A 15,372-nucleotide genomic window follows, 5' to 3' on the forward strand; every position below is an offset into this window, starting at 1 on the left:
TGCCGATCGGCCGGCAGACCCCTTCCTGATGTAGCAGCACCGGAAATCTTGCCGATCTGGAGAACATGCCATGATCAATAGCCACGCCCAGCCGCACAAGGCCTATGACGAGTTTTCACGCGTGCTCGATCCTGATGTCTATGAGCCGTTGCCCGATGATTGGTTGATCGGCATCACCGACGTCGTCAACTCGACCTCGGCGATCCGCTCGGGGCGCTATGAAGACGTGAACTTCGCGGGCGCATCTGTGATCGCGGCGCTCGGCAATGCCTGGGGATCGTTCGATTTTCCCTTCGTGTTTCGCGGAGACGGGGCGGCTTTCGCTCTGCCGCCGCAGGGCATTATGGCCGCGACATCGGCATTGCGGCAGGTGGCGAGCTTTGCCGCAGCCGATCTCGGCCTTACTCTGCGCATCGGGCTCATCACCGTGCGGGAAATCCGTACCAGTGGACGCGACGTGCGCGTTGCGCGCTACGCGGCTTCGGAAAGTGCGACCTATGCGATGTTTGCAGGGGGCGGCCTCAAATGGGCGGAGCAGCAGATCAAGAACGGCCGGTATCTGGTCAAGCCGGGACGCTATGCGACGAAGCCTGATCTGACCGGCCTCAGCTGTGACTGGACCCCGTTTCCGAGTCGGCAGGGCGAGATCCTGTCGCTGCTGGTCGAGCCGAATGACCATACCAGTCCCGAGGCCTTTGCAGCGCTGGCAAAACGGGTGCTTGCGGTTTTCGATACCGCGCGGCGCCGGTCTCATCCGCTGTCGGGGGATATGGCTATTCCCAAGGACAGTGGGCGACAGGTCGATGCGAAAGGCTGGTCTGAGGTCGCCGCCAATTCGGATTTCCGCAAGTTCGACGACGGTTTGCGCCTGACGTTAGATTGTACGCCCGAACAGATCGACAGGGTCGAAGCCATGCTCGTTGCGGCGAGAACGCGCGGCGAGATCAACTTCGGACTGCATCGGCAGTCGCATGCGCTGATGACCTGTCTCGTGCCATCGGACAGGCCGGATTCCCATCTACATTTCCTCGACGGAATGGGCGGCGGTTATGCCAGGGCGGCCGAGATGATGGAGCAAGGAGCGCTTGGCGACGCTCAGCATCATGCTCGCTGAAGACCGGTTCAGCCGGCGAGACGTCGTGACCGCCAAGAAACCTAAGCGGGCGGGCGTGTTTCCCGGCCAGCCAGGTTCGCCAGCATTTCAGTGAGCTGAGGCAACGCCAATTCGGCTTCTGTTTCTATCGCAGCGGCGGTGAACCATCTGAGTTCGGTATGTTCATCACCGATCAGTCGCGGCTGGCCGTGCCATTTATCGACGTGATAGACATGGAAAGTGGTGAATGCTTCGGGCGGGCCTTCCGATGCGAACCGTCCTGCAAACCGCCAGCGCTCCGGCGCCACGCCTATTTCTTCGATCAATTCCCGGCACATTGCCGCCTCGGCGTCTTCGCCCTCTTCGATATGGCTGCCCGGAAGGCTCCAGCGATCCGGGTGCACCTTGCGCTTTGAACTGCGTCTTGCCAGAAGAACGGTTCCGTTCCGGCTCAAAACGCCCATCGCGATGTCGGGCATGCATTCTCCTCTCCCCAATCGATCTCGCACATGCTGCCCGCAGCTACGGCTTCTTGCAATGACCGGTCGTTCATCGAGACAGTCGAGACATAGCCTGACAGGGTAAGTTGACCCCTCTATTGCCCGGGAGCATAGTCCCCGGACAGACGCGAATGACCTGCTGCTGCGAACGAGGTCGGTCAGTCGATCTTCGTCCGTTTCCTGACAGACCAAACGGAGAGGAAAGCGTCATGCCACCCACATCTCTATCAACGCCCACGCGGCGCGAGCTGCTTGCCGCCACGGCCGCCGCCGGAGCCATGAGCATGCTTGCCGGGACGCGCAGCGCTGAGGCGAACGGCGACGGGCTTAGCCCCTTCAACGTCAACTTCCCCGAGGAGGCGCTGGATGATCTGCGCCGGCGCGTGGCAGCGACCCGCTGGCCTGATAAGGAGACCGTCACGGGCGATACGCAGGGCGTGCGGCTCGCGACGATCCAGAAACTCGCGAACCATTGGGCGACGGATTACGACTGGCGCAAGATGGAGGCGCGGCTCAATGCTTTGCCGCAGTTCATCACCGAGATCGACGGGTTGGATATCCACTTCATTCATGTCCGCTCCCAGCATAAAAATGCCTTGCCGTTGATCGTCACACATGGATGGCCTGGCTCCATCATTGAGCAGTTGAAGATTATCGAACCGCTCACCGATCCGACAGCGCATGGCGGGAGCGCAGAGGACGCATTTGATGTGGTGATCCCGTCTTTGCCGGGCTACGGCTTTTCCGGGAAACCGACGGGGTCGGGGAGCTGGAACCCGCCGCGCATCGCGCACGCCTGGGCGGCGCTGATGCAGCGTCTCGGCTACACCAAGTTCGTGGCGCAGGGCGGAGACTGGGGCAATGCGGTCACCGAACTGATGGCGATACAGGAACCGCCGGGATTGCTCGGCATCCACACCAACATGGCCGCCACGGTTCCGGCTGACATCGCTAAGGCTCTGGCTGCCGGCGGTCCGCCACCCGCCGACCTGCAGCCGGAGGAAAGACAGGCCTGGGGGCAGCTCGACGATTTCTACAAGAATGGGCTGGGCTATGCCATCGAGATGAACAACCGGCCGCAGACGCTCTACGCGATCGTCGACTCGCCGGTCGGCCTCGCGGCGTGGATGCTCGACCACGACATCCGCAGTTACCGGATGATCGCGCGCGTTTTCGACGGAGAGCCCGAGGGGCTGACGAAGGACGATATTCTCGACAACGTCACGCTCTACTGGCTGACGAATACCGCAATCTCCTCGGCACGCCTCTATTGGGAAAACGCGCACCATCCCACAGGAGGATTCTTCGACCCCAGGGGTATCAAGATCCCGGTTGCCGTGAGTGTGTTTCCCGACGAGATCTATGCCGCGCCGCGGAGCTGGGCAGAGCGGGCCTACCCGAAGCTGATCCACTACAACAGGCTGGAAAAGGGCGGCCACTTCGCCGCCTGGGAGCAGCCGACGGCTTTCACTGCCGAGCTCAGGACTGCGTTCCGGCCGCTGCGGCAGTAGACCCAGGCGGAATCAGGCGACTGATTCAAGATTTCCCCGGTTCGCCCTGCATCGATCGCAGCAGGTTGTCGCGCAGCGTCGTCACCGATTTCTGAACGACGGGAAAGTCGTCGCCGAGGCCGGTGGCGCCAAGCAGCGCGTTGGCGGGATCAGATTCGACGAGTTGGCGTCCCGCCGGCGTCAGGCTGACCCGCACCTGCCGTTCGTCGGCGGGATCGCGGTGACGGGTGATATAACCATTCGATTCCAGCTTCTTGAGGATGGGCGTCAACGTGTTGGATTCGAGGAACATCTTTTCCCCCAACACGCCGACGGTTTGGTCGTCCTGTTCGGAGAGAGCCACCATGGCGATATATTGGGTGTAGGTCAGGCCAAGCTCATCCAGGATCGGCTTATAGGCGCGGCCGAAGGCGAGATTTGCCGAATAGACCGCGAAACACAGGAAATTCGAAAGTTTCCTGCCATCTGCGCCTGCCTGAGGCGAGGTGGGCGCAAGCATATCCGGCCCCTTAGCTGCTTTAGACGTCGGCATCGGTTCATCCTGTCCAGGCTTTCTAACGATGAGACCTATATAAATCGTATCCGATTAAATCGCAATGGTGTTGAAGTCGGTTTTCAATCCTGCCGCTTGTGGTCACTCGACAAAGATCAGCGGAAACTCCTGGGAGGCTTCCCATACTTCTTGCGAAAAGCGGTCGCGAAATGGGCGGAGTCGGAGAATCCGATTTCAAAGGCGATGGCAGTCATCGGAAGCGTGCTATTTTCGACCAGAAAACGGCCATAGCGCAATCTCGTCTCGACGATAAAGCGCTTCGGGGCCATGCCGATATTGTCCTGGAAGAGACGCGCGAATTGGCGTGGTGACAGACCGACGAGAGAGGCCACCTGTTCCGGTGAGACGTCGCGGCCTTTCCGACTCTCGATGAGAACGACGGCTCGCTGTATGCGCGAATCTTCTGTGCGGCGAAATGTTGAGGCGCGGCCGTGATCGAAGGCGCTCATGTGCTTCTGCTCGGTGAGCGAAAGCTGGTGCACGGCCTTGGCCGCCCGATCCGGTCCGCAATGCGTTCGGATCAGCTCCGTCATCAGCGACAGGATCGATACGCCGCCAGGCACGGTAATGCGGCCGTTTTCGATCAGGAAGTCGTCGCGCGTGGAGAAGGCAAGACGCGGGAAGGCAGTCCGGAAATCCTCTGCGTGAAAGGGGTGGACGCACGCCTTGCGTCCGGTAAGCAGTCCCTCCTGAGCCAATACGAAGGCGCCCGTGCAAACACCAATTACCGGCACACCCGCCGATGCCGCCACCCTGAGATAGTCGCGATGCTTGCCGGGTGCGGCGCGCAGATGTGGCAGCAGGCCGCCGATGACCACGACGTAGTCGAAGTCGGTCGGGTTGATGTAGGGCGCGTCGGCGTGAACCCGGATGCCGCAGCTGGCCACCGCTGCATGGCCCGGAGCCCCCATGATCGACCAGCGACAATGTAATGGACGGGAATTGTCGGCAAAGTCCGCCGCATGCCTCAGAGGCTCGACGATACCCGTCAGCGACATCATCGGGAAGGTCGGCCAGAGGAGAATGCCGATGGAAAGATCGGCCTTTCGGTCGCGTGCGGCCAGAAGCCGCTCGGCCCAAAGATCGTCGAGCCAGCGCACATAGTCCGGCTCGTTGGCTGATACTTCGGAAGGTTTCTCGGATGTGATCATGGCGCATGGCAATGATAGAGAAGTCATGTCCTTTTTTCAAAGAAAATGTCCGATTTGTAAAATTCAAGGGCGACCTTCGGTGTCAAGTTTGCTCTCGTCGAACGCGACATCCGGGGAACTGAAACCACCGGACAGGGGAACCAACAAATCAAGGATCAGAACAATGGCACTTTCTCTTTCGAGAAGGATGGTGACGTGCGCTCTGCTGGCAGGGAGCTTCATGTCCCTTTCATCTATCGCCAGTGCTTTCGAGCTTGCCGAGCAGGGTAAGCTGACGGTTGCCTTTACCGGCGACATGCCCGGCTCCGGCTGGCAGGACGGGAAGCTGGTCGGCTATGACGGTGAAATCATGCAACGCATTGCCGACAAGCTCGGCCTCAAGATCCAGCCTGCGCTCATGGAATGGTCGGGTACGATCGCGTCGGTTCAGTCAGGCCGGGTCGACGTCATGCTCGGCACCATGGGCTGGACTGAAAAGCGTACGAAGATCATGACCCTGTCCGAACCGATCCACTACTTCAAGAACGGCATCATGCAATCGACGAAGACCAGCTGGGACAAGCTTTCCGATCTGGAAGGCAAGAAGATCGGCACGATCACCGGCTTTTCGTTCATTCCGGAATTGAAGAGCATCAAAGATCTCCAGCTCTCGCTCTACGACACTTCCGATGCGGCCGTCCGCGATCTTATCGCCGGGCGCATCGACGCTGTCATCGGCGATCCGCCGGTGATCTCCTACGCCATCAAGCAGAACCCTGATTGGAATATGCACTTCCTTGCCTTCACCGATAACAGTCCGGATTTCCCGCTGCTGACCGGTCTCGGTCAGGTCGTCTATGGCCTCAATCAGAAGAACGACGATCTGCGCCAGAAGATGGACGCCATCATCGCCGACATGTGGAAGACCTGCGAGATGAAGGAAATCGGCGCCCGCTACGGATTGTCGTCGGATGTCTGGTTCAAGCCTGTGGGCCAAAACTTCCGCGCCGGCGTCGATCGCCCCGCAGATTACAAGCTGCCGTCCTGCGCAGCTGGCGGCTGAACGGCCGTGCGGACGGAAGCTGCAATCGGCGGCTTTCGTCCCTCTCCGCCTACTGAATAATTCCTGAAATCGGAATCGATTTCAGGAGAAAATTATGCAGCAATTCAAAGTGCTACAGCGTCCTTGGCGTGTCTGAAAAGACGCGCGGCGCTGTCGATATGATCGCATAAGGAAACGGCGATGAATGCGCTTCTCAGCGTTGCAGGCCTGCGCAAGAGCTATGGTCCTATCGAAGTTCTCAAAGGCATCGATTTCGATGTCGCGCCAGGTGAGAAGATTGCCCTGATCGGTCCGTCCGGTTCCGGAAAATCCACCTGTCTGCGCTGCATGAATTTTGTGGAAAAGCCCAGTGCCGGCGAGATCCGCCTCGATGGCGAGCGGATCGGTGTGCGCAACGGCCATGTCATGAGTGATCGGCAACTGGCACCGCAGCGCGCCGAGATGGGCATGGTCTTCCAGCTCTTCAATCTCTGGCCGCATCTGTCGGTGATTGAAAACGTGGCGATCGCAGCGCGCAAGGTGCGCGGTCTGCCTGCTGCCGAGGCACGCGAACTGGCTTTGGAGATGTTGGCCAAAGTCCATATGACACACCGCGCCGACGCCTCACCGCTCGAACTGTCCGGCGGCCAGCAGCAGCGTGTCGCGATCGCGCGGGCGCTTGCTCAGAAGCCGAAGCTGATGCTGTTCGACGAGCCGACATCCGCACTCGATCCCGAACTGGTCCAGGAGGTTCTGAAAGTAATGGAGGAACTGGCGGCCGAGGGGCGCACGATGCTGATCGTCACGCACGAGATCGCGTTTGCGCGCGACATTGCCGATCGCGTCCTGTTTCTTGACGGCGGCACCATCGTCGAAGCCGGGCCGGCACGCCAGGTCATCACCGCTCCCCGCGAAGCGCGCACGCAAGCGTTTCTCAACAAGATCCGGCATTAGGCGCGCCATGACCGGATTTTCCATATTCTTCTCGGTCGTCGAAGGGCTCGTTGCCGGGCTTGGCGTAACCGCTTTCGTCACGATCGCCTCACTGGCGCTCGCAACCGCCTTCGGGTTTTTTCTCGCCCTGCTCAGGCAATTTGCCGGGATCAAGCTTATCAATCTGGCGATCGATGCCTGCTGCGAGATCCTCTGCAATGTGCCGGCCTTGACGCATCTGTTCATCCTCTATTTCGGGCTTGCCAGCATCGGCGTGAAATTGACGTCGATCACGGCGGCCGTCCTGGGCCTCGGGCTCATCGGAGCGGCGATTACCTGCGCAATCTTTCGCGCCGGTTTCGCTGCGTTGCCGGGCGGGCAGGCGGAGGCGGCGCTTGCCGCAGGGTTGACCCCGCTCCAGACGATCTTTGAGATCCTGACGCCGCAGGCCATGCGGATAGCGCTTCCAGCGCTCGGGAACTACGCGGTGCAGCTTCTCAAGGATACGTCCGTCGTCTCGGCCATCGCGGCGCCGGAAATCATGTTCTTTGCCCGTTCCATGGTGACGTCGTCCTTCCAGACAACAATGATCTACGCGACGGCGGCGGCACTCTACCTGTTGCTGAGCTTGCCACTGATGCAGGCAACGCGGTTCCTCGAAAGACGTTACGGGAGATTGAAAGGATGAGCGTCTTCTTCGCGCCCTATGGTGATTATGGTGTCGAATGGCTGCCTCTGCTGTTGCGGGCGATGGTGAATACGGCCTTGCTTTCCGTTTGTGCCTTTGCCCTGGCATTCGTTTTTGGTTTGCTGCTGTCGCTCTGCCAGAAATCCAGTTTTGCAGCGCTGAGGTATTTCGCGGTCCTTTATGTGACGATCGTGCGTGGCGTGCCGCTGCTGGCGGTTTTGTTTCTGCTTTATTTCGGTTTGCCGGGTATCGGGATCGTCTTCGATGCTTTCGGCGCGGCGATTGCGGGCCTGGCATTGTGTTTCGCGGCCCAGGTCGCAGAGCTTTTCCGCGCCGGCCTGAAGGCTATACCGGCCGGGCAGAGCGAGGCAGCGCTGGCTGCTGGCTTCACCCCGGCCCAGAGCTTCGTCCTGATCATCCTGCCGCAGGTCGCGCGTGTCATTCTGGCGCCGATGATCATCACCTTCGTCTCGCTGCTCAAGGATTCTTCGCTCGCTTCGCTGATTACCGTCAACGAACTGGTCCTCACCGGGCGGTCGATGGCGACGGAGTATTTCCTGCCCTTGCAGATCTACATTGCCGTCGGCCTCTGCTATTTCGCGATAGCCTGGCCTTTCTCGGTCCTCTCGCGCCGGCTAGCCCTTCCGGCCGCCCGCTAACTCGTCATCACAAGGCCAAGACCATGACCATTGAAACGACCGTTGCCACTGGCAACGCCCGTCGGCATGCAACGCAATCGCATGAACCTCGTTGGCCGGTGATCCTCATGACGCCCGATGTCAGCGAGGCGCCTGGTGTTCCGACCGAGACGGAGTATGTGGTGCGCGCCAACTATGCGGACGCCATAGCCGAGGCGGGGGGAATTCCGTTGATCCTGCCTTATAACTTCGAGAACCTGGCATCGGCGTTGGCTCTTGCGGATGGAATCGTCCTTACCGGTGCGCGGCCGGGGACTGAGGTGACAGGCGCGCGCAGACAGTTCGAAATTCAGCTGGTCGAGCAAGCCTTGAAAACGGGCAAGCCGCTTCTCGGCATCTGCCACGGCATGCAACTGATCGGGGAATGCCTTGGAGGCAAATTTCGCACCGAGCTGCCGGCCGCCGCCATATCCCACATCCCGCAAGGGATTCCCGATGTGTTGGCGCACGAGATCACGGTCGAGCCGGACAGCGTGCTCACCAATTGGGTCGGGAAAGGTCCAGCGCGCGTCAATAGCCTGCACCGCCATGCTTTGGCCGGCGACGGACGCTTCCGTGTCGCTGCGCGGGCGCCGGACGGCACCATCGAAGCGTTCGAAGGAGAAACGGACGGCTTTTGTCTGGGCATTCAATGGCACCCAGAATACCGGCTGACTGAACTCGACAGGAATATCATGAGAGCCTTCGTCGGCCGCAGCGCAGAAGCGGCAGCCCGCAAGGCGCGCAATGTTTCATCGGTTGGAAGCAATCGCGTGCGCGAACGGCTGGCACAGCTCGAGCTTGCTCTGCCGGAAGCATCCTTGCCGCCAGGCGCGTTTTCCGGGGCCGTGCGGACCGACAATATCATCACCGTTTCCGGTCAGGTGCCGCTGAAGGATGGCGCCGTGCTGCAGACGGGACATCTCGGAGCGGACGTCTCCATCGAAGAGGGGCGGGAATGCGCGCGCTGGGCGCTTCTCAATGCGCTTGCGCAGCTGGAGGCGGCTGCTGGCGGCTTCGGCAACATCCTGGGCTTCGTCCGGCTGGCGGGCTATGTCGCGGCAGATGCTGCTTTCGAGCGCCACGGCGCCGTCGTCGATGGGGCTTCGGAACTGCTCCGAGCGCTTTTCCCGGATCGATGGGCGCATGCCCGCATCGCGATCGGCGTAACATCCCTGCCGCGCGGGGTTCCTGTTGAAGTCGAGCTGACAGCCGTCGTCGGCGATGAGGCTTGAGATGGCGCGCGTTGCGGTGATCGGCGCCGGCGTCATCGGCGTATCGTCGGCCTATCTGATGGCCCGGGCGGGGCATGATGTGACACTTATCGATGCGGCAAGCGAGCCGGGCATGGGGGCGAGTGCCGGCAACGCCGCGCAGCTGTCCTGGGCCTACGGTGACGCAATGGCGTCGCCAGCCTTGCTGAAGCATCTGCCAGCCATTGCAATGAGCCGCGATCCGGCCTTTCGGATCCAGTGGCAACTCGATCGGGACTTTCTGTGCTGGGGTTTGAAATTTCTTGCCAATACATCGCTCAGGCGTTGGTGGACCAATACGCAGGACATCCTGCGCCTTGCCGAGCAATCCCGTCACGAACTCGCCATCCTGCTTAAGGAAACCGATGTCGAATTCGATTACCGTGTCGCCGGAAAGCTGCATCTCTACGCCGATCGGCAAAGTTTTGCTGCCGCCGACTCCAGTGTGGCGCGCAAGAATGCCCTTGGCTTCGAACAGTGCCTGCTGACGCGGGTGGAGGCGGAAAACATCGAACCTGCACTCGCCGCGTATCAGGGAGAGATTGCCGGCGCCGTTTACACTCCCGGTGATGCCCTCGGCGATGCGGCTGGATTTTGCCGCCAACTCACCATCTGGATGATCGAGCGCGGGCAGGTGTCGGCGCTTTTCGGCAGGAGGGTCTCGAGCTTCGTCCAAACGGGAGGCGTGCTGACAGGCTTGAGGTTCGAGGACCGCGACGAGCTTCGCGTCGATGCCGCCATCGTTGCGGCAGGACCGCAGATCGGTTCCCTCATATCCGATTTGCCTGAGGCCCGGGACATACGCCCCGTCAGAGGCTACTCGCTCACCATTCCAAGAACTGGCCTTGCACCCAGTATCAGCCTGACAGACGTCAAGCGAAAGCTTGCCTTTGCTGCCATCGGCGACCGTTTTCGTGTCGCCGGACTGGCAGACATCGAGCGTCCCGGGGCCGGTTTTGATGCCAGACGTTTCGACACGCTCAAGCTGGCCGCGTCGGCGGTGCTGCCCGACCTTTTCGAGCGATCGGATGAACTGATGAGATGGTCGGGCGAGCGGCCTATGACTCCGACCTCCAAGCCCATTATCGCCGCCTCCCGACGCATCAAAGGTCTTTACATCAATGCCGGTCACGGCATGTTGGGATGGACGCTTGCATTAGGTTCTGCCCGCCGCGTGGTTGATCTCTTTCAATAAGTCGGTGGCTGGCACCCGGTGCGTTCGGGCAGAGGCTGCCGAGGCTTCGCTCAATTCATACCTCTTCACATCCATCGGATCGTTCCGGATCATAAAATCCGGAATGAAGGGAGTGAGAACTCATCACCAAATGGTATCCGGAATGCGGGGTTGGTCCTAGCCGAATTTCTCGGTCGTATCGGCCTTGCCGAATACCCAGTAGCCGGATGCCTTGATCCAGCTGAGCGGGCAACCTCGTTCCAGCAGATGGGCGCGGATATCGCGTGTTACCGAGGCTTCCGCCGCGACCCAGATGAAGGTCTCCGGCTGGATGTCGACCGTGCTCAGGAGCTTCAGCAGGGCAGTGGCATCGGTTGCCTGCGAGAGAGGCCGATGCGCCCAGCGGACGTGCAGTTCGGCTGATGTCTCGAAGACCTGTTCTTCCAGCGGGTCAGTGACGGCTGCGACTGCGGTGATAACGGTTCCGGCGCCGCTCTCCTCGATCCGGCGGCCGATCGCGGGCAGTGCCGTTTCGTCGCCGATCAGCAGCCATCGTTTTACCGTCCTGGAGACCACGGCGGAGCCCCTTGGTCCACCGATCTCGAGCCTGTCGCCGGCGCGTGCGTCGATCGCCCATCGGGTCACCGGGCCTGCCTCGTGCAAGGCGAAGTCGATGGTCAGTGTCCGCTCAGTATTGTCGTAACGGCGCGGCGTGTAGTCCCGGCGTTCTTCGCCGCCATCGGCGGCCGGTACGAAAATCTTGATGTGGTCGTCGGGAGCAAGACTGATGAAATCGGCAAGATCATCGCCGGTCAATGTGATGCGACGCATACCGGGGGTGACATCGACGACGCTGTCGACGGCGAGGGTGCGCCGCCGCGTGTCGTGGCGGACCCGTTCGATGCCGGGGGCAGGTGAAGTCTGATATTTGAGTTGATTGTTATCCATGTGTCCTCAGAAGCTTTCTTGAGCTCGATCCGCAGGACACAGTCGCGCAGATCGAAGCCGCAAAGCCGTTCGATCATACGCGTTGAGTGACGTTAACGCTTACGTGGCCGGGTGACCCGACCATTGAGGGCATGATGTAGCCGACGACGGCGGCATGTGCAACCGCAAGGGAGCCGACAACGGCGATGATTGCCAAAGTTTAACTTTCCGGTGCCGTTCCGGGCCGGGCAATGATCGGCCGATCAGCGGGCAGGAGTTCCGTCCGATGGAGGAGGGATTTGGCGCCCAGCCACGATAACCTCCCCAGCGCCATCTGCCCTGGTTGCTACTTTTGAATGCAGCATAAAAGATGACACGTTTGAAGCTAATTTCCGACACTTTCCCGATCGAAGCTCTGCGCTATTGCGAGCTTTGGAGATACGATGTCGGGCATTCTTATCGCCACCCTTTTGGCAACGGTTTCAGCAAAGATTCCCGCCGGATTTGCCAGCGGTGATCTCCTTTATTCTGATTGCGGCGGCTCACGGCAGTTTGTCGTCGGATATGTCGCGGGTTGGTTGGACAAGTGGAGCCGGGACGAGTATCTGGCCCGCCGTATCTTCACCGAAGCCGTTCCTGCACCGAAGGCGATGGTGAACTCGGCTTATTTTGCCAATTCCGTCGGCGTAAACCTGTGCGTCCCGGTTGGAACCACAGCTGAGGCGATCGGCAATACGTTGTGTACATTCCTGGATGAGAACCCCGGCATACGCGAGGCCACCGGCGACGAGCTGATGACGACCTTGATGGCCTATAAATACCGTTGCCTCGTGCCGTAGGACGTCAAGCCCATACCAGCTTGCCCGCCTCGATAAACCGGCTGAGCGAGGTGGCGGCGTTCAGCATGTGGGCGCGCATGCGCCGTGATGCCATCTCGCCGTCGGCGATCGCCTGCATGATAGCCTCATGTTTGTCCTGAGATCGGCGCAGCCGTTCGCCCTGGCGCAGTGTGTGCGCCGGAAGGGGCATGCGGTTGCGCATGGCGACGCCTGCCGGCAAGGACGCCATTGTGTGCGGTGGGATGGATGGCTTCATGGACCGGATGGGAATACATAAGTCTCCAGCAAGCAGGTTTCTGCATAGATGAAGCCGCTTCAAATGCCGAGTTTGAATATGCGGGAGCGCAACGGGGCGAAGGTTGACGCCTTGCGCCGGGCTGGGCGAACCATCCCGACATCGCATTGTAGATCAGCCGATTTCGACTGGGCTTCGGTTCTTCAGGCTTGAGCCGACATGCTTTCGATCTTTCAATTTCTTGACCCACAAGGAACCAGATCATGATGATGAACAGACGGACTTTCTCGGCCGCCCTTGTTGCCGGCGCCGCCACTTCTCTGCTCGCCACCCGCGGCATGGCCGCGACATCCGCTCCGGTGAAGGCGCGCAACGTCGTGCTGGCGCATGGGCTGTTTGCCGACGGCTCGTGCTGGACCGAGGTGATCGCGCGCCTGCAGGCGGCCGGGCTCAATGCCACCGCTGTGCAGAATCCGCTGACGACGCTGCCCGAGGCCGTCGCTGCCGTGAAGCGAGTGCTCGACCGGCAGGACGGCCCGACAGTTCTGGTCGGGCATTCGTTTTCCGGCATGCTCGTGACCGAGGCCGGCGTTCACCCTGATGTTTCGGCGCTCGTTTATGTCGCAGCCCGGGCGCCGGATGCGGGCGAGGATTATACCGCTCTCGCCAAGACCTTCCCGACTCCACCGGCTTCGGCCGGCATCGTCTTCGACGGCGATGAGGGCCGGCTCAGCGAGGAGGCCTTCCTGCGTGATTTCGCCGGCGACCTGCCGGAGGCGAAGGCGAAAGTGCTCTATGCCGTGCAACAACCGTTCCAGAAAGAGCTGCTGACCGGCAAGACAACGCAGGCCGCCTGGCATTCCAAGCCGAGTTGGTATGCCGTCTCGACCGAGGACCGGACGATCAATCCCGATCTTGAACGCTTCATGGCCAAGCGCATGGGCGCAAAGACGATCGAGCTGAAGGCCAGCCACCTCTCACTGATTTCTCATCCCGACGAGATCACGAGGCTGATCCTTGAGGCTGCAGGACAGAATACGGACTGAGCCAGGCCCGCGTCTGGTGGAGGCCGGCGTGGATCCCAGGCTTGCGCAGCCCGCCGTTTCACGGGACAAAGCCCGGATGAGCATTCCAACGACACACCCCTTTGATTTCGATCCCACCTACGGCATGCGGCTCGAAGAGTTTCTCGCGGTCGAGCCGCCAGAGGCGCCCGAGGGGTTCGACGATTTCTGGGAGGCGCGGTATCACAAGGCGCTGACGGTCGATCCGAAGCCGGTGCTTTCCCGGAGTGAAATCAGCCATCCCGACTGGCACGTGCTCGACCTTGTCTATGTCTCCACGGACGCGTTCCGGATCGGCGGCTGGCTCATCCTGCCGCGTAAAGGGGAGGTGCGGCGCGGTCTGGTCGTCGGGCATGGTTACGGCGGGCGGGATCGTCCTGATTTCGAGCTGCCGATCAAGGAAACGGCGATCCTCTTTCCCTGCTGCCGCGGGCTGTCGCTCAGCGCCCATCCGCCAATCTCCCAGAATCCGTCCTGGCATGTACTGCACGATATCGACAAGCCGGACTCCTATATTATCGGCGGCTGTGTCGAGGATATCTGGCTTGCGGTCTCGACGCTTACGGCGCTCTATCCTTGGCTCTGTGGCCATATCGGCTATAGCGGCATCAGCTTCGGCGGCGGTGTCGGAGCGATGGCGATCGCCTATGATGAGCGCATCGATCGAGGCCATCTGGCACTGCCGAGCTTCGGGCACCAGCCACTACGGCTGAAGCTTCCAACTGTCGGCAGCGCCCAATCGGTGCAGGAATATCAGGCAGAACACGGAAATGCGCTCGAGACGCTGCGCTTCTACGATGCGGCGACCGCCGCCAGACGGATCAAGGTGCCGATGCTGACGGCCGTCGCCCTTTTCGATCCGGCGGTCGCGCCGCCCTGCCAGTTCGCTGTCGCAAATGCGATACCGAAATTTAATGAAATCTTCATCCTGGACGCCGGGCACTTCGACTATCCTGGCAGTGCTAAGCAAGAGGCAGTTCTCCGCGACAAGATCGGACAGTTTTTCAGGGTGCCATGAACCGCGAATATCTCCGCTGGTACAGTCAGCGGCTGCATCGAGACATGGAGATGCTGGTGTTCGGCCATGCCGGCGCCAAGGTTTTGGTGTTTCCGACGCGGGAGGGGCGGTTCTTCGAGTATGAACAGCTCGGTCTGGTCGGAAGTCTTGCCGACAAGCTGCAGGCCGGCCATCTCCAGCTCTATTGCATCGAGGGCCTGGCGGCCGAGAGCCTCTACTGCTTCCACCGCCATCCGGCCGAGCGCATTGGCCGGCATGCCGCCCTCGAAGAATATATCCTCAACGAGGTGCTGCCGCTGATGGCGGCGAAGAACCCGCATGATTGCACCATCGTGCACGGCTGCAGCCTCGGCGCCTTCCAGGCGGCGAGCCTCGTCTTCCGCCATCCGCATCTCTTCCGCAAGCTCGTCGCCTTTTCCGGCCGCTACGACTTGACGATGAAGGTGGAATCCTTTGGCGACCTGTTTGACGGCTATTACGACGACAGCGTCTATTTCCACACGCCGACGCATTTCCTGCCTGGTCTCGGTGGTGACTGGCGGCTCGACAGGCTGCGTCAGCTGGAGATTGTTCTCACCATCGGCGATGCCGATCCTTTCCTCGACAACAACCGCTATCTCAGCCGGCTGCTCGGCGAAAAGAACATCGGTCATCAGCTGCATGTCTGGGATGGTCGCGCCCACCGCGCCGGCACCTGGCGGAAGATGGCGGCACTTTACATCTGAAGGGATGCGG

General features: G+C 60.8%; 17 protein-coding genes and 1 pseudogene. 12 read left to right on the top strand and 6 right to left on the bottom strand.

All coding sequences use genetic code 11. The annotated features are described in order from the left end of the window. The first annotated feature begins 70 nt into the window (after positions 1 to 70). On the top strand, positions 71 to 1,114 hold the full coding sequence (locus FHX10_RS04585; RefSeq protein ID WP_063475120.1) for a DUF3095 family protein: 1,044 nt from the start codon (positions 71 to 73) through the stop codon (positions 1,112 to 1,114). Positions 1,115 to 1,155: 41 nt separating this feature from the next. Here FHX10_RS04585 and FHX10_RS04590 read toward each other — a convergent pair whose 3' ends face one another. Further along, the gene (locus FHX10_RS04590) at positions 1,156 to 1,572 is read right to left on the bottom strand and encodes an NUDIX hydrolase (RefSeq protein WP_063475119.1); all 417 of its coding nucleotides are present in this window, start codon (positions 1,570 to 1,572) and stop codon (positions 1,156 to 1,158) included. A 230-nt stretch (positions 1,573 to 1,802) separates the two neighbouring features. Here FHX10_RS04590 and FHX10_RS04595 point away from each other — a divergent pair, with 230 nt between their 5' ends. Continuing rightward, the gene (locus tag FHX10_RS04595) at positions 1,803 to 3,104 is read left to right on the top strand and encodes an epoxide hydrolase family protein (RefSeq protein WP_063475118.1); all 1,302 of its coding nucleotides are present in this window, start codon (positions 1,803 to 1,805) and stop codon (positions 3,102 to 3,104) included. 25 nt (positions 3,105 to 3,129) lie between these two features. On the opposite strand, the gene FHX10_RS04600 is transcribed toward FHX10_RS04595, so the two are convergent. From FHX10_RS04600 to FHX10_RS04610, 3 genes are all read right to left on the bottom strand, one after another. Beyond that, positions 3,130 to 3,603, bottom strand: coding sequence for a MarR family winged helix-turn-helix transcriptional regulator (locus FHX10_RS04600; RefSeq protein ID WP_082849719.1), 474 nt, complete (start codon positions 3,601 to 3,603; stop codon positions 3,130 to 3,132). Between the two features lie 149 nt (positions 3,604 to 3,752). Then, on the bottom strand, positions 3,753 to 4,808 hold the full coding sequence (locus FHX10_RS04605) for a GlxA family transcriptional regulator (RefSeq protein ID WP_063475117.1): 1,056 nt from the start codon (positions 4,806 to 4,808) through the stop codon (positions 3,753 to 3,755). A 63-nt stretch (positions 4,809 to 4,871) separates the two neighbouring features. Then, a complete protein-coding gene (locus tag FHX10_RS04610) occupies positions 4,872 to 5,030 on the bottom strand; it encodes a hypothetical protein (protein ID WP_176707367.1) in 159 nt (52 codons plus the stop codon). Here FHX10_RS04610 and FHX10_RS04615 point away from each other — a divergent pair. From FHX10_RS04615 to FHX10_RS04640, 6 genes are all read left to right on the top strand, one after another. Continuing rightward, the gene (locus FHX10_RS04615) at positions 4,972 to 5,850 is read left to right on the top strand and encodes an ABC transporter substrate-binding protein (RefSeq protein WP_028757808.1); all 879 of its coding nucleotides are present in this window, start codon (positions 4,972 to 4,974) and stop codon (positions 5,848 to 5,850) included. The genes FHX10_RS04610 and FHX10_RS04615 overlap by 59 nt on opposite strands. A 180-nt stretch (positions 5,851 to 6,030) precedes the next feature. Further along, positions 6,031 to 6,783 (top strand): amino acid ABC transporter ATP-binding protein, encoded by a 753-nt coding sequence (locus tag FHX10_RS04620; RefSeq protein WP_183844920.1) that lies wholly within the window; start codon positions 6,031 to 6,033, stop codon positions 6,781 to 6,783. A gap of 7 nt (positions 6,784 to 6,790) precedes the next feature. Next, positions 6,791 to 7,450, top strand: a complete 660-nt coding sequence (locus tag FHX10_RS04625; RefSeq protein ID WP_063475115.1) for an amino acid ABC transporter permease — start codon at positions 6,791 to 6,793, stop codon at positions 7,448 to 7,450. Continuing rightward, positions 7,447 to 8,109, top strand: coding sequence for an amino acid ABC transporter permease (locus tag FHX10_RS04630; protein WP_063475114.1), 663 nt, complete (start codon positions 7,447 to 7,449; stop codon positions 8,107 to 8,109). Before FHX10_RS04625 ends, FHX10_RS04630 begins: the two co-directional genes overlap by 4 nt. Positions 8,110 to 8,132: 23 nt before the next feature. After that, entirely contained in the window at positions 8,133 to 9,362 is a 1,230-nt protein-coding gene (locus FHX10_RS04635; RefSeq protein ID WP_063475113.1) for an Atu1372/SO_1960 family protein, read from the top strand. Position 9,363: 1 nt separating this feature from the next. Then, positions 9,364 to 10,575: an FAD-dependent oxidoreductase gene (locus FHX10_RS04640; protein ID WP_063475112.1), complete on the top strand. Its 1,212-nt coding sequence runs from the start codon at positions 9,364 to 9,366 to the stop codon at positions 10,573 to 10,575. 156 nt (positions 10,576 to 10,731) lie between these two features. Here the strand turns inward: FHX10_RS04640 and FHX10_RS04645 are convergent, their stop codons facing one another. Next, the gene (locus FHX10_RS04645) at positions 10,732 to 11,502 is read right to left on the bottom strand and encodes a siderophore-interacting protein (protein ID WP_097594257.1); all 771 of its coding nucleotides are present in this window, start codon (positions 11,500 to 11,502) and stop codon (positions 10,732 to 10,734) included. 422 nt (positions 11,503 to 11,924) lie between these two features. Here FHX10_RS04645 and FHX10_RS04650 point away from each other — a divergent pair, with 422 nt between their 5' ends. Next, positions 11,925 to 12,320, top strand: a complete 396-nt coding sequence (locus FHX10_RS04650) for a hypothetical protein (protein ID WP_063475111.1) — start codon at positions 11,925 to 11,927, stop codon at positions 12,318 to 12,320. Positions 12,321 to 12,324: 4 nt separating this feature from the next. Here FHX10_RS04650 and FHX10_RS04655 read toward each other — a convergent pair. Next, positions 12,325 to 12,592: pseudogene (locus FHX10_RS04655) on the bottom strand (FCD domain-containing protein); the annotation flags it as partial. Positions 12,593 to 12,818: 226 nt separating this feature from the next. On the opposite strand from FHX10_RS04655, the gene FHX10_RS04660 reads away from it, so the two are divergent. From FHX10_RS04660 to FHX10_RS04670, 3 genes are all read left to right on the top strand, one after another. Further along, positions 12,819 to 13,601, top strand: coding sequence for an alpha/beta fold hydrolase (locus tag FHX10_RS04660; RefSeq protein WP_028757817.1), 783 nt, complete (start codon positions 12,819 to 12,821; stop codon positions 13,599 to 13,601). A gap of 76 nt (positions 13,602 to 13,677) precedes the next feature. Further along, positions 13,678 to 14,637 (top strand): acetylxylan esterase, encoded by a 960-nt coding sequence (locus tag FHX10_RS04665; RefSeq protein WP_063475212.1) that lies wholly within the window; start codon positions 13,678 to 13,680, stop codon positions 14,635 to 14,637. Beyond that, entirely contained in the window at positions 14,634 to 15,362 is a 729-nt protein-coding gene (locus FHX10_RS04670) for an esterase family protein (protein ID WP_063475109.1), read from the top strand. The genes FHX10_RS04665 and FHX10_RS04670 overlap by 4 nt, the downstream gene beginning before the upstream one ends. Positions 15,363 to 15,372 lie beyond the last annotated feature (10 nt).

The organism is Rhizobium sp. BK591 (genome assembly GCF_014195045.1).
GTDB classification, from domain to species: Bacteria; Pseudomonadota; Alphaproteobacteria; order Rhizobiales; family Rhizobiaceae; genus Rhizobium; species Rhizobium anhuiense.